Below are 13842 nucleotides of genomic sequence, written 5' to 3' on the forward strand. Positions count from 1 at the left end.
TTGACAACGCACATCTAAAAATTGTGTTTCAATCATATATTCACGGTTTTCCCCATACAAAAACCTCCACTAAATCATTCAAAAAAGTGCATTTATCGTGGGGCTTTTATTGATTAACTCAAATTCAATTTGATTTTAACCATTGAGTATACTTTCACAAATACTTAAACGAAGTCAGTAACACCATTAGCAAGCAACTGTACAAAGGTGGCAGCAAGTCCTAAAACCTCGAAACACTAGAACGGATTGTAAACGCCATGAAGACGCTCGAACGCAACGGTAAGCTGTACGGAATAAACGATATTCTGACGATTGAATAATAAGGATAACCGAAAAGGGCTACGCTTGATGGCGCGGCTCTTTTTATGTCGTGCGATATCCGCATGGCTAAACGAAAAAAGCCTGTACTTGATTGCACTAGGCTTTCCGCTCCTTATATATGAATCCATTTGATGTCGTACCTTATTCTTTCGCTAACTTTTTTGCGTGCGTGTCGTAATACTCTACCACCACATCCACTTCGACTTCCGGCTCTACTTCCGGTGTAAATAGCCATATGACAAATAATACGCCAAACGTGCCACCCCATACCACTACCCAACGCTTGTACCACATTTTCAATAAAATAACCCCCAATGAAATTTTATTTTGGCACTATTCTGATTATACACACTTCCAAATATTCCCGCTATAGCGAAAAAACTGTATTTATAGGGGATTTGGGCGGCCGGGTTTTCGACTGCTCGCCCAATCGCTTTATTGACTTCCGCTAATAGCGATGCGTTCACTGTTTTCAGACAACGAAAAAACCCCCATTCAAAATACGTATTTTCTACGTAAATGAAAGGAGGTTAGCGGAGGTCGCGTAGTGCTTGCGACCAATAACGTTGTTGCAACGTCACTTTAAATGCCCTCGGCGAGAATCGAACTCACATCTTAAGCTTCGGAGGCTCACGTGCTATCCGTTGCACCACGAGGGCGTTGCCTTATTATATAATGTTGTGTTGTAACAGACAAGACTAAGTATACTAGTGCGGCAACACGATTGCAATGCTTATTTTAAAGCGTTATATTTGACCTTCGTTGACCATACTATGTATGATAAAGTTACAGTTGAAACGATATCTAGTTTCAATAGACCTACAATCTATCCACCTTGAAGGAGGAAATGGAATGAATCTAATACCTACAGTAATTGAACAGACTAGCCGAGGTGAACGTGCTTACGACATCTATTCCCGTCTATTGAAAGACCGTATTATCATGCTCGGAAGTGGAATCGATGACAACGTTGCGAACTCTATCGTTGCTCAACTTCTATTCCTAGAAGCTGAAGATCCAGATAAGGACATTTCCATTTATATCAACAGTCCTGGAGGAAGCGTTACAGCTGGAATGGCAATCTTTGATACGATGCAATTCATCAAACCTGACATTCAAACAATCTGCATAGGAATGGCTGCATCAATGGGATCGTTCCTACTCGCTGCCGGTACTAAAGGTAAACGCTATGCGCTTCCTAATGCTGAAGTTATGATCCACCAACCACTTGGAGGAGCACAAGGACAAGCAACAGAAATTGAAATTGCTGCTAAGCATATCTTATTCATTCGCGAAAAACTGAACTTGATTCTTTCAGAGCGTACTGGGCAACCGGTCGAAGTTATCGCGAAGGATACGGATCGCGACAACTTCATGACAGCTGAACGTGCAAAAGAATATGGCTTAATTGACCATATCATCACACGCAGTGATATGAAAGACGCACCTAAAACAAAATAATTAGTTTGAAAGCCGATTTTCCATTTTTGGAGAATCGGCTTTTTTATTTACTAAACTGGTGATTTCACGGTGAGAAACGAATCTTCTTCCCGATACCAAAGCTTTTTTCTGAAAAGAAAAAAACCGCTTCTACATGTCTTCAGACAGCAGTAACGGCGAGTTATATTAATTTTCGTTTCCAACCAGATTGACAAGTGATTCTAAAGCTTGTTCTTCGTCATTTCCTTCTGCAATTAGTGTTACACTTGTTCCTCGTGCAATGGCAAGACTCATAATCCCCATTATACTTTTCGCATTCACTTGGCGTTCGTCTTTTTTCAAAAATATATCCGCCATAAATCGATTTGCCTCTTGAACAAAAAGGGCTGCTTGCCGTGCTTGTAACCCCGTTTTCATCTTCACTTCAACTGTTCTTTCTGCCATGACAGTATCTACTCCTCTCTTGGTCCGACATCGGATTCACCGACTGCCGAGTCCACCACTGCGAAGGTTTTCCGCAATTTCTTCTATTTTTCTTAAACGATGGTTTACACCTGACTTGCTTACCATTCCGCCCGTAACTAATTCTCCGAGCTCTTTTAAAGTGATGTCTTGATTGTCCACCCGAAGTCTTGCGATTTCTTGTAGTCTTTCAGGTAGTTCCGCAAGGCCGATTGTTCTTTCAATGAACTTTATATTTTCAACTTGGCGCTGTGCAGCTCCTATCGTTTTGTTCATATTCGCTGTTTCACAATTCACAAGTCGATTCACACTGTTCCGCATATCCCGTATAATCCGTACATCTTCAAACTTCATTAAGGAAACATGCGCACCGACAATACTTAGAAAATCCGATATTTTTTCGGCTTCCTTTAAATACGCGATATATCCTTTTTTACGTTCAATGGATTTTGCATTCAAATGGTATTTGTTCATCAGATCGACTAGGTCTTCACTGTGTTCTTTATAGATTGAAAAGATTTCAAGATGATAGGAAGACGTTTCCGGATTATTAACGGAACCACCTGCTAGAAAAGCACCTCGTAAATAAGCGCGTTGACAGCATCTCTTTTTCACCAATTCCTTTGCAACCTCATTTTTGAATTGAAACGTACCCGTCAAGATGTAAAGGTCTTCAAGAAGATCTTTCGCACCGTTTCGAATTCGACAAATATAAACATTATTCTTTTTCAAACGCATTTTTTTTCGGACGAGCAGTTCCACTTTATATGGATACAACCTTTTCAAATTCGAATAAAGCCGTCTGGCTATAGCGGCATTTTCAGTTTGCACATCTAGACTCAACTGCTTATTGGAAAAGGATAGTGCCCCATTCATCCTGATGAATGCTGCGACTTCTGCTTTTGTACAACAATCATCTGCTTCTATCTGTGTCATTTCTTTCTTTGTTTCTGATGCAAAAGACATGATTCTTCCCCTTTCTCGGCGACAATCAGGTCTGTTCCGTTTTTATCCCATTTTCCATATAATCGATAAGCCATTTAGCAACCTTTTCAGAGTCATGTATTATATTACCCTCATAGAGTAGGCCGATGTCTTTTACTACAATATTCGGGACAAGTCGTTGCAACGATTCAATGTCATTTTCGACAGGCCAAGGTGGTCCAGTCAATTTCTTGCCCTGTTGCAACGATGGAAGTACTGTGCCATTTAATAATACTGTATCAATAAATGCTTCGCCTGCATGATCATACAGTGCCTGGACATGCTCTGAGGCTGTATAGCGATAGGTCTCACCTGCTTGCGTTGCCAAGTTACTAATGTATACCTTTTTCGCTTTACACCCCAGTACTGCTTTACGTATCGCCTGAACAAGTAATGTCGGTAAGATACTCGTATATAAGCTGCCCGGACCAATAATGATAAGATCAGCCGCTTTAATTGCCTCAATTGTTTCAGGTAACGGTTCAACTTCTTGAGGTGATAGATATACCCTTCGAATTTTCCGTTCGTATACAGGTATTTTCGATTCGCCTGTCACGATTGTACCGTCTTCAAGTTCTGCATGCAATGTGATTCGCTGATTTGCAGCAGGCAATACTTTCCCTTTTATGTTAAGTACCCGACTCATTTGCTCAACAGCACGGGCGAAGTCACCAGTGATATCCGTCATTGCGGCCAACATTAGATTCCCAAGGGAATGGCCTTTTAAATCTTCTGATATTGAGAAGCGATACTCGAACATTTCCTCAATAAGTGGTTCAACATCTGAAAGCGCTGCCATTACTTTCCGGATATCGCCTGGAGGTGGGATATCGTATTCATCCAAAAGCCTGCCCGAACTCCCGCCATCATCAGCGACAGTGACGACCGCCGTTAAATCGACAGGATGATATTTCAATCCGCGTAATAACGTTGACAATCCGGTTCCGCCACCGAAGACCACCACTTTTTTTATATGCTTCGATTTCGGCATAGCGTCAATCCTTTCTTTTTTCAATATCCCTATGCGTAATGAGTGTCCGATACTCCTCTTTGAACCGTGTTCCGAAAAACTCGGCGAGTGTAACAGAACGGTGCTGCCCCCCGGTACAACCGAATGCAATGACAACTTGTGATTTTCCTTCATTTTTATATTGTGGGATCAGAAACTTAAATAAATCTGTCAATTTTTCAATTAACATCTGTGTATCGTTCCATTTCAGTACATAGTCGTAGACTTCTTTCTCTAGACCGGTTTTCGGTTTTAAGTCCTCGATATAAAAGGGATTTGGTAGGAAACGTACATCAAACACGACATCTGCATCAATCGGCATTCCGTGCTTAAAGCCGAATGACAGGAAATTCAATGTAAAACCTAAATCTTCCTTAGAGGAGAATTCAGACATGATTTTTTCCCGTAATTCTCTAGGCTTTAATCCTGTCGTATTGAATATTGAACGAGCACGTCCTTTCATCTCAGTCAATAGTAGCCGTTCCTTTTTAATACCGGTTAGGGGTAATCCACCTTCCGATAGCGGATGCGAGCGTCTTGACTCTTTATAACGTCGGACTAGCGTTTCGTCGTTGGCATCGAGGAATAAGATTCGGGAAGATACGCCTTTCATCTTCAATAAATTATCTAGTGCACCGATGAGCGAATCAAAGAGATCGCCTCCCCGCGTATCCATAACAGCGGCTATCCGTTTCATACGATTCTCCGATTTCATCATCAAATCCAGAAACATAACAAGCAGCTCTGGCGGTAAATTATCGATACAATAGAACCCCAGATCTTCGAAACTCTGCACGGCTACTGTTTTACCGGCACCTGACATTCCCGTTATGATAACTATTTCAACATCGCTGTTTGGCTTCCCAATTTCGGTCATTTCCCATCACCTTCCACAGAATTCTGGATTACTTCTTTTAATAGTTTAAATTCTTCGGTGTAAAAGAACGTCCCGTATTGTATACCCTGCTTGGAAACCGCATATAGCAAATTTGTGCGGTCTCCTTCCGCCATGGGAAGCGTCTGAAGGCTTTCAACAGAATGCCACTCAAGCACGCCTTCAGTGGTTGTTTCAAAAAGTTTACCACTGAAATCAGTTGCAATGAATGTATGAAGCATCCATTCATTTTTCACGTGTTCCCCCGTATCATCAGTAATCACCATCGTATAAACGCCTTTTAAATATGAGTTAACCGGCTTTGCACCCGTCTCCTCGGTGAATTCCCTGACTGCCGTTTCGTAAATCGACTCACCGGGATCCATCTTTCCTCCTGGGGCCACGTACCAGCCACGGCGCGGTTTTTTCAACAATAATACACGATTGTCTTTAATGACAAGTAAGTTTACTATTCTCTGCATTTGACTATCCCCACTTTTTTAATCTGCATAATACTATTATACAACGTACCATTGGAAAACGACAAAAAAAGAAGGCTAACTACCGGATTGAACCGGCAGACAGCCTAATTTAAGCTTGCTATATCAAAAGGGGGGTCAATTGATACTTTTACTATACCCCTTTGATGTTGCATTACTGTTACAGTCAGGTTAAGGTTTCATTAAAAAGTTATGCTTCTGCGCCTAACTTTTCCATTAATTCCTCGACATATTTCTGTACAGCCTGTGCAGCGATACTGCCGTCTCCTGTAGCCGTTACAACCTGCCTCAATAACTTCTCACGGACATCACCTGCAGCATAAATGCCTGGTACAGATGTCTCCATGATTTCGTTCGTAGCGATATAACCATTTTCGTCTAGAATTCCAAGTTTAGCAAAAGGAGCTGTTAACGGATCCATTCCGATATAGACAAACATGCCATCCGTTTCAAATTCTCTTTCAGAATTATCGATTGTTGAAACAAGTGTCACGGAACCGACTTTTCCTCCATTACTGTTAACTTCTTTGACAGAAGAATTCCAGATAAATTCAATCTTATCATTTGCAAATGCACGATCTTGAAGGATTTTTTGTGCTCGTAATTCGCCGCGTCGGTGAACAATCGTCACTTTATCCGCAAACCGTGTCAAATAGGCTCCTTCTTCCACAGCAGAGTCTCCGCCGCCTACAACAACTAGCTCTTTCTTACGGAAGAAAGCACCGTCACAAACCGCACAATAGCTTACGCCTCGTCCAGTGAGTTCTGTTTCGCCTGGAATACCCATCTTTTTGTATTCGGCGCCAGTCGTAATTATAATTGCACGTGCTTTATATTCTTTGTCCCCAACAACAATCGTCTTATAACTGTGTCCGTCAATAACATCTGTAACATCACCATAAGCATATTCCGCGCCAAACTTTTTGGCATGTTCAAACATTTTTGTAGAAAGATCGGGACCGAGTATATGTTCGAATCCAGGATAATTCTCAATTTCTTCCGTGTTTGCCATTTGACCACCTGGTATTCCACGTTCAAGCATTAGCGTTGAAAGGTTCCCCCGTGATGTATAAACAGCAGCCGTCATCCCCGCAGGGCCGGCACCAATAATGATGACATCATAAATCTTCTCAGTTGTCATGTGAACTTCCTCCTCCACAACATTTACAACATAAATCGTATAGGATTTTGACCTTCTATTCAACTTTACTGCTTATGAATGACAGTGTATGGGAAGCTGTATCACAACATTAAACATCGAATTGCGGAAGATATTCTATCAACTCACCAACGTATTTCGTCAAGGTGGGCACTGAGATACCAAATCCCTTAGCAATTGCTGTCTTGGTCACACCCGGATAACGGGATGATTGAAACATATAATCTGCCGCTGCTGCAAGCGCTCTTGGATTTCGGAAAGAATACGATTGGCTAAGCCCCGTTTCACACAGAGTAAACCACATTTGGAAAAGATGTGTCGCTTGTTTATCCAACGGACAGTATTTGGCATAGAGCAAGTCCGTCGTTTCTAGCGCCCTCATAAATGACTTATCGAACTTACTTTCCGGCATGAACTCATAGTCGAGCCCACTTGCCAGGAAAAGCCGTTCAAAATTACTTAGTTTTTCAATTTCGATATATGACGGATGTGAGATAATTTCCTGCTTATGTCCTGACTTTCCAAGAAGATAAAACCCAAACATCCTTTCACTTCTATAGGGATTTGTAATTTTACTTAAAAGAAATCCCCTATCCTGTTCAAGTGAATCGGATTTTATGATCTCTTGGACATCTTTCCAAGGCTCATATCCAACCTTCGTTGGATCTAAGTCGACTAACTTTGCATATGCATCTCTTGCAACTGTTTCGTGTCCAGAAAAATAAGCAGAATGGGAAAGCCAGAAATAGTAGCCCGTATCTCCTTCAAACCCTCTTTTCTGTAAACTTCTGAGCCAGTTATATGCTTCTTTATGTCGACCAATCAGCGCAAACGTAGCACCTAGTTTATAGCGATTTTCAATTTGATACGGTTTTATCTTCACGAGTAAAGCAAGTAAAGACTCTAAGTCCTCTTCCTTTTTTTCATAATAATAAAAGACCGCAAGATTACAGAGTGCATGGATATTTCCTTTATTACCCTCTAAAACGACATGGAGTAATTCGCTGGCTCGCTCATTTTGCCCAATGTAAAAGTAGGCAAGTGCTAAATTGTTATACGCCGCCCAAAACTCGGGATAGTCGACTATAATTTGCTCAAGCAATTCTACAGCTGCCGTAAAATCCCCTGATTCCATCAATCGACGAGCTTTTTCCTGGAGAAAATATACTTCACCATCCGGCATTTCATCATCATTAAATGATTCTTCTTGTTCTGCAAAATCAATAATCTCCATTGAATCATCAGCAAAAGTACCATCCGGATTAAGTGAAATATACTTTTCAGCATACATTTTTGCATCACGTAACATACCCAGATGTGCATGTACTTCTGCCAAGTAAAAGATAATTTCCTCTTCAGACGGGTCAAGTGTATTCGCTGTCATAAGCAGCTCGTGCGCTTCTTCAAAACGTCCCTCTTCCATAACAAGCACACCGTATTCCATAAGAATCTTTGGATCTTCAGGACTGAGTTCAGTCGCTCTCTTTAAATATCTTTGTGCATCATCAAAACGATCGCGCTGCATTGCTTGAACTGCTTTATTATAATAAAATTCACCGTCCGGATTGAACGAAATGACATTTTTTTCATGCTTCTTACTAAGTTTATCCAATCATATTCCCCCACAAAAATAAGAAGGAACGCAAAGTACGTTCCTTCCCGTATTGTCCCCCATTATATCATAATTAACGCGAAAATTAGCTACTTTCAACTATTTTCCTCTACGATTGAGTTTTGTTGTCGAACTTTCATCTGCTCTTCAGTGAAGATAATTTTCACCGGATTTCCACCTGCGAACACGCCTGCCGGAATATCACGGTTAACAAGGGATGCCGCAGATATAACCGCTCCGTCGCCGATTTCGATTCCAGGTAGGATCAGTGTATTCGCTCCGATTAAGACATTCTTTCCGATGACAACGTCACCAATACGGTACTCATCAATTAAGTATTCATGGGCAAGAATCGTCGTATTAAAACCGATAATTGAATTATCACCGACCTTTATCCGTTCAGGGAACATAACATCTGGCATCACCATGAGTGCAAATGACGTCTTATGTCCAACTTCCATTTTTAAAAAATTGCGATACAGAAAGTTTTTCATGGGCATGAACGGTGTATACCTTGAAATTTGAATGACAATAAAGTTTTTTGCCACTTTGAAAAATGGAACTGTCTTATATATATGCCAGAGCGAATTTGCGCCATCTTTTGCGGGGTACCTTTCAGTACGTCTCACGCCTCTATACCTTTAACCATGTGCAACAGGTCTGAAATATGTTGCAGCATAAAGTCCGGGTTAAATGACTGTAGAAATTCTTCGCCTTTTGCAGACCACGCAACTCCAGCGGTGCGTACTCCAGCATTTTGCCCACCCACTATATCATGATAGTTATCCCCTATCATCAGCGCTTCATCCGCTGTGGCACCCAAGCGATTGAGAGCCAACAGAATGGGTTCTGGATCAGGTTTAGTTTTCACGACATCATCCATTGCGATGACTTCGTCAAATACACCTTCCACGTCAAGAAGCCCCAAACCTCTGATAACCATATCTTTTTTCTTAGTGGAGACAATCGCCATTTTCATGCCCGCCGTTTTCAATAACCTCAATGTTTCTGAAACACCGTCAAATTCGCTTGACAGCTCATCATGCATTGATCTATTCCATGCTCTATATTCTTCTATCAGTAATTCTGTTTTTTCAGGGTCAACCGAGTCAAATGTTTCATTCAAAGTCGGCCCAAGAAACGGCAGTATGTCAATTCGCTCATACTTCCCAGGATAATGATTACCTAGGACGTACTGGAATGTTTGGATAATCAATTCATTTGTATCAAGTAACGTTCCGTCAAAGTCGAATAAAAGTGTTGTAATTGGTTTAGCCATCTGAAATCGGAACTCCCTTCTCTTTCTTTTGTTCAGCACGTCTCCAGACAAATGCGACAATAATTGTCAACACGAAGGCTGTTATAACCCTAATTATCAATAATGGCAGAATAGGAATGCCTAACGGAATAAAGATCAAGGTGTCTTCGACAATCGCATGACAAGCTACAAGAAATATGAATGCCAGTGTCGCATCTTTTTTGCTCACGCCGTCCTCTTGTACCGCTTGAATCATTATGCCTGCACCATAAGCTAGACCGATGACTAGACCTGCAACAAGTGTCATTGAAGCATTTGGTTGAACACCGATCACTTTTGTGAAGGGTGCCAGTTTCTCTGAAAACTTTTGTAAGTAATTACGGTCTTTCAAAAACTGTACGAGAATCATGAGAGGAATAACAATCAGAGCAAGCTGCAGTACGCCGAATGATGCTTTTTGCACACCTAGCAAAAGAATTTCAAGCCACCCACTCGGCAATTCCGAAACTTTCGGAGCCATCCCGTACTGTGCCGTCTCTCCTCCGCCTTTCCACATCAGGTTTATGATAATACCTGACATAAAAGCAAGTCCAAATCGCACTAAGAGCACGATCCATACTTTTACCCCAACCTTTACCGCCACGCCTGTTTCAATGAATATATTATGTGAAAAAGACAACATCACGGCAATGATGAATACTTCCTTCACTGTCAATTCTAACGACAAAATACCTGCGATCCCCGCATATAAATTGAGTGCATTACCAAGAACTAATGGAATTGCAGCTTCACCACTCAAGCCAAATATCCCCATAAACGGTGCGATTAACTTAATAAGCCATGGCAACAAAGGGGTATGCTGTAAAATGACAACAAGCACTGTTATTGGAAAAATAATTTTTCCAAGTGACCATGTTGTACGTAGCCCCGCCTTTAGTCCATTTTGAAGTGTCCCCATTCCCCATTCCCCTTTTTCTAATCTTTATAATTCACATTTACTTTTTGAATATACCTTCTTACGATGAAAACAGTGAGTGCTACGATGATAGTAACAACAGATACAAGCTGTGCCGCCCTTAGTTCACCGATAACATATAGGCTATCCGTTCGCATTCCTTCTATGAAGAAACGTCCTGCTGAATACCATACTAGATAAAAGAGGAACGTTTCACCACGCTTCAAGTTCACTTTGCGCAATAAAAGAATGATGATTAGCCCAACGATATTCCACATGGATTCATACAAAAATGTCGGATGGTATGTAACGCCTTCAATGGTCATCTGATTCATGATCCAATCCGGAATAATCGTCGTTTCGAGGAATTTTTCCGAAACAGGACCTCCGTGCGCTTCCTGATTCATAAAGTTGCCCCAGCGCCCGATAATTTGACCGATTAAAAGGCCGGCTGCTGCAATATCAACCGTTTTCCAAAATGAAATACCTCTTTTTTTCGTATAAAAATAGGTCGTGATGAAGGCACCAATCAATGCGCCATGAATTGCAATGCCTCCCTCCCAGATTTGAATAATTTGGCCGGGATGGTCTTTATAGTAATCCCACGAGAATAGTACATAATAGATTCTTGCGCTTATAATCGCAATTGGAACTGCCCAAATTAACAAATCAGTTAAAAAATCTGGGTGCATCCCACGTTTCACCATTTCTTTTTGAACAACAAAAAATGCGAGAATAATGCCCAGTGCAATTAGAATGCCATACCATCTAACTTCCAATGGTCCAAGCGAGAATGCAATCGGGTTTATTGCCAGTAATTCAAACATCCATCAACCATTCCTTTCTCTCACGAAGCATTAGTTTAGATTTCCATCGATTTGAGCATCCAGTTTTCTCGAAAACTCCTCTGCCGCATTGATGCCAAGCTTTTTCATCCGGTAATCCATCGCTGCAACTTCAATAATAACGGATAAGTTACGTCCAGGACGTACCGGTACAGTAAGTTTCGTCAATTCCGAATCTACAATTTTCATCTTCTCGTCATCGAGACCCAGACGTTCGTATACCTTCTCAGGATCCCAAATCTCAAGATCGATTACAATTAAAATCCGTTTATCACTTTTAACAGCACTTGCCCCAAACAACGTCATCATATCTACAATTCCAACTCCGCGGATTTCCAGCATATGTTCTAGAAGTTTTGGCGCATTTCCAATCAAAACATTTTTGGCTACTTGCCTAATTTCAACGAGATCGTCCGCCACAAGACGATGTCCCCTTTTAACGAGTTCAAGAGCTGTCTCACTTTTACCCACACCACTTTTACCGGTAATGAGGATACCAATTCCATATACATCTACCAACACTCCATGAACTGCAGTCATTGGTGCGAGTCTGCCACTAAGATAGTTCGTCAGCATACCAGAAAATCGTGTAGTCGGAATGTCTGTACTCAAAATAGGAATTCCCCTATTGTTCGCTGCCACCATTAATTCAGTCGGCACATCCATATCATGTGCCACTATGATGGCTGGAGTTTTTTTTGTACAGAGTCTTTTCATTCGATCTATTCGTTCGGACTTCGTCAAATTCGCGAAAAACGATAGTTCCGTTTTACCAAGAAGTTGAACGCGATCTGCCAGATAGTAATTGAAATAGCCAGCCATTTCAAGACCTGGTCTTGAAATATCACTTGTATGTATTTCCCGCTCGATTCCCTGTTCGCCTGCTCTCAGTTCTAGAAAGAGCCTTTCTTGAACATCTTTCACTGTTACATAAGCCATTGATGCGCCTCCCTTTTTTCATATATCCCAAACGCCTAAGCCTCATTTTACCATGCCTACTTTCAAATGAAATGATTATGTGTCAAAACGGTCCACAAGCAGATACTTTTCCTATATAGAAGGTGAGAAGGGATGTGAAGTGTAGACCACTTGGCGCTTTGGGGATGCCTTTCGCCATGAGCCTGCGCCTGGGGTGTACATTATCGAGAGTGAATTGTGATTCAAAGTGTGAGTTGTAGATCGCTTGGCGCTCTTGGGATGCCTCTCGCTATAAGCCAGGATTTACGCTTCGCATCCAGTCTCAGGGCTTCGGCTACCCCTTTGCCGCGCCTGCGCTGGTGATTTCATTTTCGAGGGAGGAGTTGATTCAGAGTGTGTAACGTAGACCGCTCGGCGCTTTCGGGATACCTCTCGCCCTAAGGCTGGATTAGCGCTACGCATCGAGTTTTACCCCTTCGCTAGAGTGTTCATTATCGAAAGGCTTGCACTTCGGAGTGTGGATTAGATATCGCTTTGGCGCTCTGCTTATACCTATCACTAAATTTTTAAAAAGCTATGTTATAGTTAATGATTAATTTTTTTCTACCTTTTTTTACTAAACCAGCTAATAGGATGTCAATATTTTTCTTTAAAATTACTATTAATCTTATGATATACTATTTTGTGCATGACAAATAGCCCTCCAAAAACCTTCTGGAAGGTTTTCTCTTAATTACTTGTAACCAGTAATTACGTTATATCTTGGAAAGTCTCTTTTCTATTTAATAAAGCATAAATCCAGTGAAGCAGTTTGGTAATACAGGCTACTATCGCCACCTTGGAAGGCTTTCCTTCTGATTTCTTTTTATCATAGAATTCTTTCAGCTTTTTGTTTCTTGAACTTCTTATACCGCACAATACGGCAAGATACAAAGCATGGCGTAATCTACTTGAACCTCGTTTAGTAATACGATTGGTTGTGGCAGTAAACTTTCCTGATGAGTGAACACTGGGATCTACTCCTGCAAAGGCAACCAGTTTTTTCGGATGACTAAACCGATCGATTTCACCAACTTCGGAGATAATCGTTGCAGCGATTTTTTCTCCGATTCCAGGAATCGATTGTACAACCTTATATTCTTCTAATTCATTCGCCATCGTCACAATACGACTTTCTAGCTCTGAAAGGTGTGTCTGGTACTGAAAAAGCAACTCAATATACATTTGAAGGTTGATTAAGTGACTGTCATACACCACTTTTTGAAATGGATTTCGCGATGCGGAATCCATTAATTTTTTGGCCTTACCCAGTGCCCATTGACTAGATCGTCTTGGACAAAACTCCATCACACACTCCGCTAGCTTACTTTCTCCAGCTGCTAGTACATCTTCTGAAGTAGGGTATTTCTTTAACATCAATAAAGAAACCTTCGAATAAAGATCACCAAAAACCTTGCGGTATTCAGGAAACACTTGATCTAAAATAGTATGAAACTGCAGTTTAG

At 41.2% G+C, this 13842-nt stretch carries 15 protein-coding genes and 1 tRNA gene; 1 reads left to right on the forward strand and 15 read right to left on the reverse strand.

What is annotated here, in order from left to right; genetic code table 11:
• Positions 1–462: 462 nt before the first annotated feature.
• Positions 463–621 carry a hypothetical protein gene (locus tag AC1TO6_RS14580; protein WP_482102339.1) on the reverse strand — a complete coding sequence of 53 codons (159 nt, stop codon included), beginning with the start codon at positions 619–621 and terminating at the stop codon, positions 463–465.
• A gap of 287 nt (positions 622–908) precedes the next feature.
• Positions 909–980: transfer RNA gene (locus AC1TO6_RS14585), tRNA-Arg, on the reverse strand.
• A 193-nt stretch (positions 981–1173) separates the two neighbouring features.
• On the opposite strand from AC1TO6_RS14585, the gene clpP reads away from it, so the two are divergent.
• Complete coding sequence (clpP, locus tag AC1TO6_RS14590) at positions 1174–1782, forward strand: ATP-dependent Clp endopeptidase proteolytic subunit ClpP (RefSeq protein WP_482102340.1); 609 nt, start codon at positions 1174–1176, stop codon at positions 1780–1782.
• Positions 1783–1947: 165 nt separating this feature from the next.
• Here clpP and AC1TO6_RS14595 read toward each other — a convergent pair whose 3' ends face one another.
• From AC1TO6_RS14595 to AC1TO6_RS14655, 13 genes are all read right to left on the reverse strand, one after another.
• Positions 1948–2205, reverse strand: a complete 258-nt coding sequence (locus AC1TO6_RS14595; RefSeq protein ID WP_482102341.1) for an HPr family phosphocarrier protein — start codon at positions 2203–2205, stop codon at positions 1948–1950.
• A 36-nt stretch (positions 2206–2241) separates the two neighbouring features.
• A complete protein-coding gene (whiA, locus tag AC1TO6_RS14600) occupies positions 2242–3189 on the reverse strand; it encodes a DNA-binding protein WhiA (protein ID WP_482102342.1) in 948 nt (315 codons plus the stop codon).
• A 25-nt stretch (positions 3190–3214) separates the two neighbouring features.
• On the reverse strand, positions 3215–4198 hold the full coding sequence (locus AC1TO6_RS14605) for a gluconeogenesis factor YvcK family protein (RefSeq protein WP_482102343.1): 984 nt from the start codon (positions 4196–4198) through the stop codon (positions 3215–3217).
• Positions 4199–4202: 4 nt separating this feature from the next.
• A complete protein-coding gene (gene rapZ / locus AC1TO6_RS14610) occupies positions 4203–5093 on the reverse strand; it encodes an RNase adapter RapZ (RefSeq protein ID WP_482102344.1) in 891 nt (296 codons plus the stop codon).
• Complete coding sequence (locus tag AC1TO6_RS14615; RefSeq protein ID WP_482102345.1) at positions 5090–5572, reverse strand: NUDIX hydrolase; 483 nt, start codon at positions 5570–5572, stop codon at positions 5090–5092. Before AC1TO6_RS14615 ends, rapZ begins: the two co-directional genes overlap by 4 nt.
• A 208-nt stretch (positions 5573–5780) precedes the next feature.
• Complete coding sequence (gene trxB / locus AC1TO6_RS14620; RefSeq protein WP_482102346.1) at positions 5781–6731, reverse strand: thioredoxin-disulfide reductase; 951 nt, start codon at positions 6729–6731, stop codon at positions 5781–5783.
• A gap of 109 nt (positions 6732–6840) precedes the next feature.
• Positions 6841–8361: a tetratricopeptide repeat protein gene (locus AC1TO6_RS14625; protein WP_482102347.1), complete on the reverse strand. Its 1521-nt coding sequence runs from the start codon at positions 8359–8361 to the stop codon at positions 6841–6843.
• A 95-nt stretch (positions 8362–8456) separates the two neighbouring features.
• Entirely contained in the window at positions 8457–8990 is a 534-nt protein-coding gene (locus AC1TO6_RS14630) for an acyltransferase (RefSeq protein ID WP_482102348.1), read from the reverse strand.
• Positions 8987–9640, reverse strand: a complete 654-nt coding sequence (ppaX, locus tag AC1TO6_RS14635) for a pyrophosphatase PpaX (RefSeq protein WP_482102349.1) — start codon at positions 9638–9640, stop codon at positions 8987–8989. The genes AC1TO6_RS14630 and ppaX overlap by 4 nt, the downstream gene beginning before the upstream one ends.
• Complete coding sequence (locus tag AC1TO6_RS14640; RefSeq protein WP_482102350.1) at positions 9633–10577, reverse strand: nucleoside recognition domain-containing protein; 945 nt, start codon at positions 10575–10577, stop codon at positions 9633–9635. The genes ppaX and AC1TO6_RS14640 overlap by 8 nt, the downstream gene beginning before the upstream one ends.
• Positions 10578–10594: 17 nt before the next feature.
• Positions 10595–11401: a prolipoprotein diacylglyceryl transferase gene (gene lgt / locus AC1TO6_RS14645; RefSeq protein ID WP_482102351.1), complete on the reverse strand. Its 807-nt coding sequence runs from the start codon at positions 11399–11401 to the stop codon at positions 10595–10597.
• A gap of 30 nt (positions 11402–11431) precedes the next feature.
• Positions 11432–12358, reverse strand: a complete 927-nt coding sequence (gene hprK / locus AC1TO6_RS14650; RefSeq protein ID WP_482102352.1) for an HPr(Ser) kinase/phosphatase — start codon at positions 12356–12358, stop codon at positions 11432–11434.
• Positions 12359–13087: 729 nt separating this feature from the next.
• A partial coding sequence (locus AC1TO6_RS14655) for an IS110 family RNA-guided transposase (protein WP_482102353.1) occupies positions 13088–13842 on the reverse strand: 755 nt, incomplete at its 5' end.

The sequence above is a fragment of the Sporosarcina sp. Y352 genome (assembly GCF_056786535.1).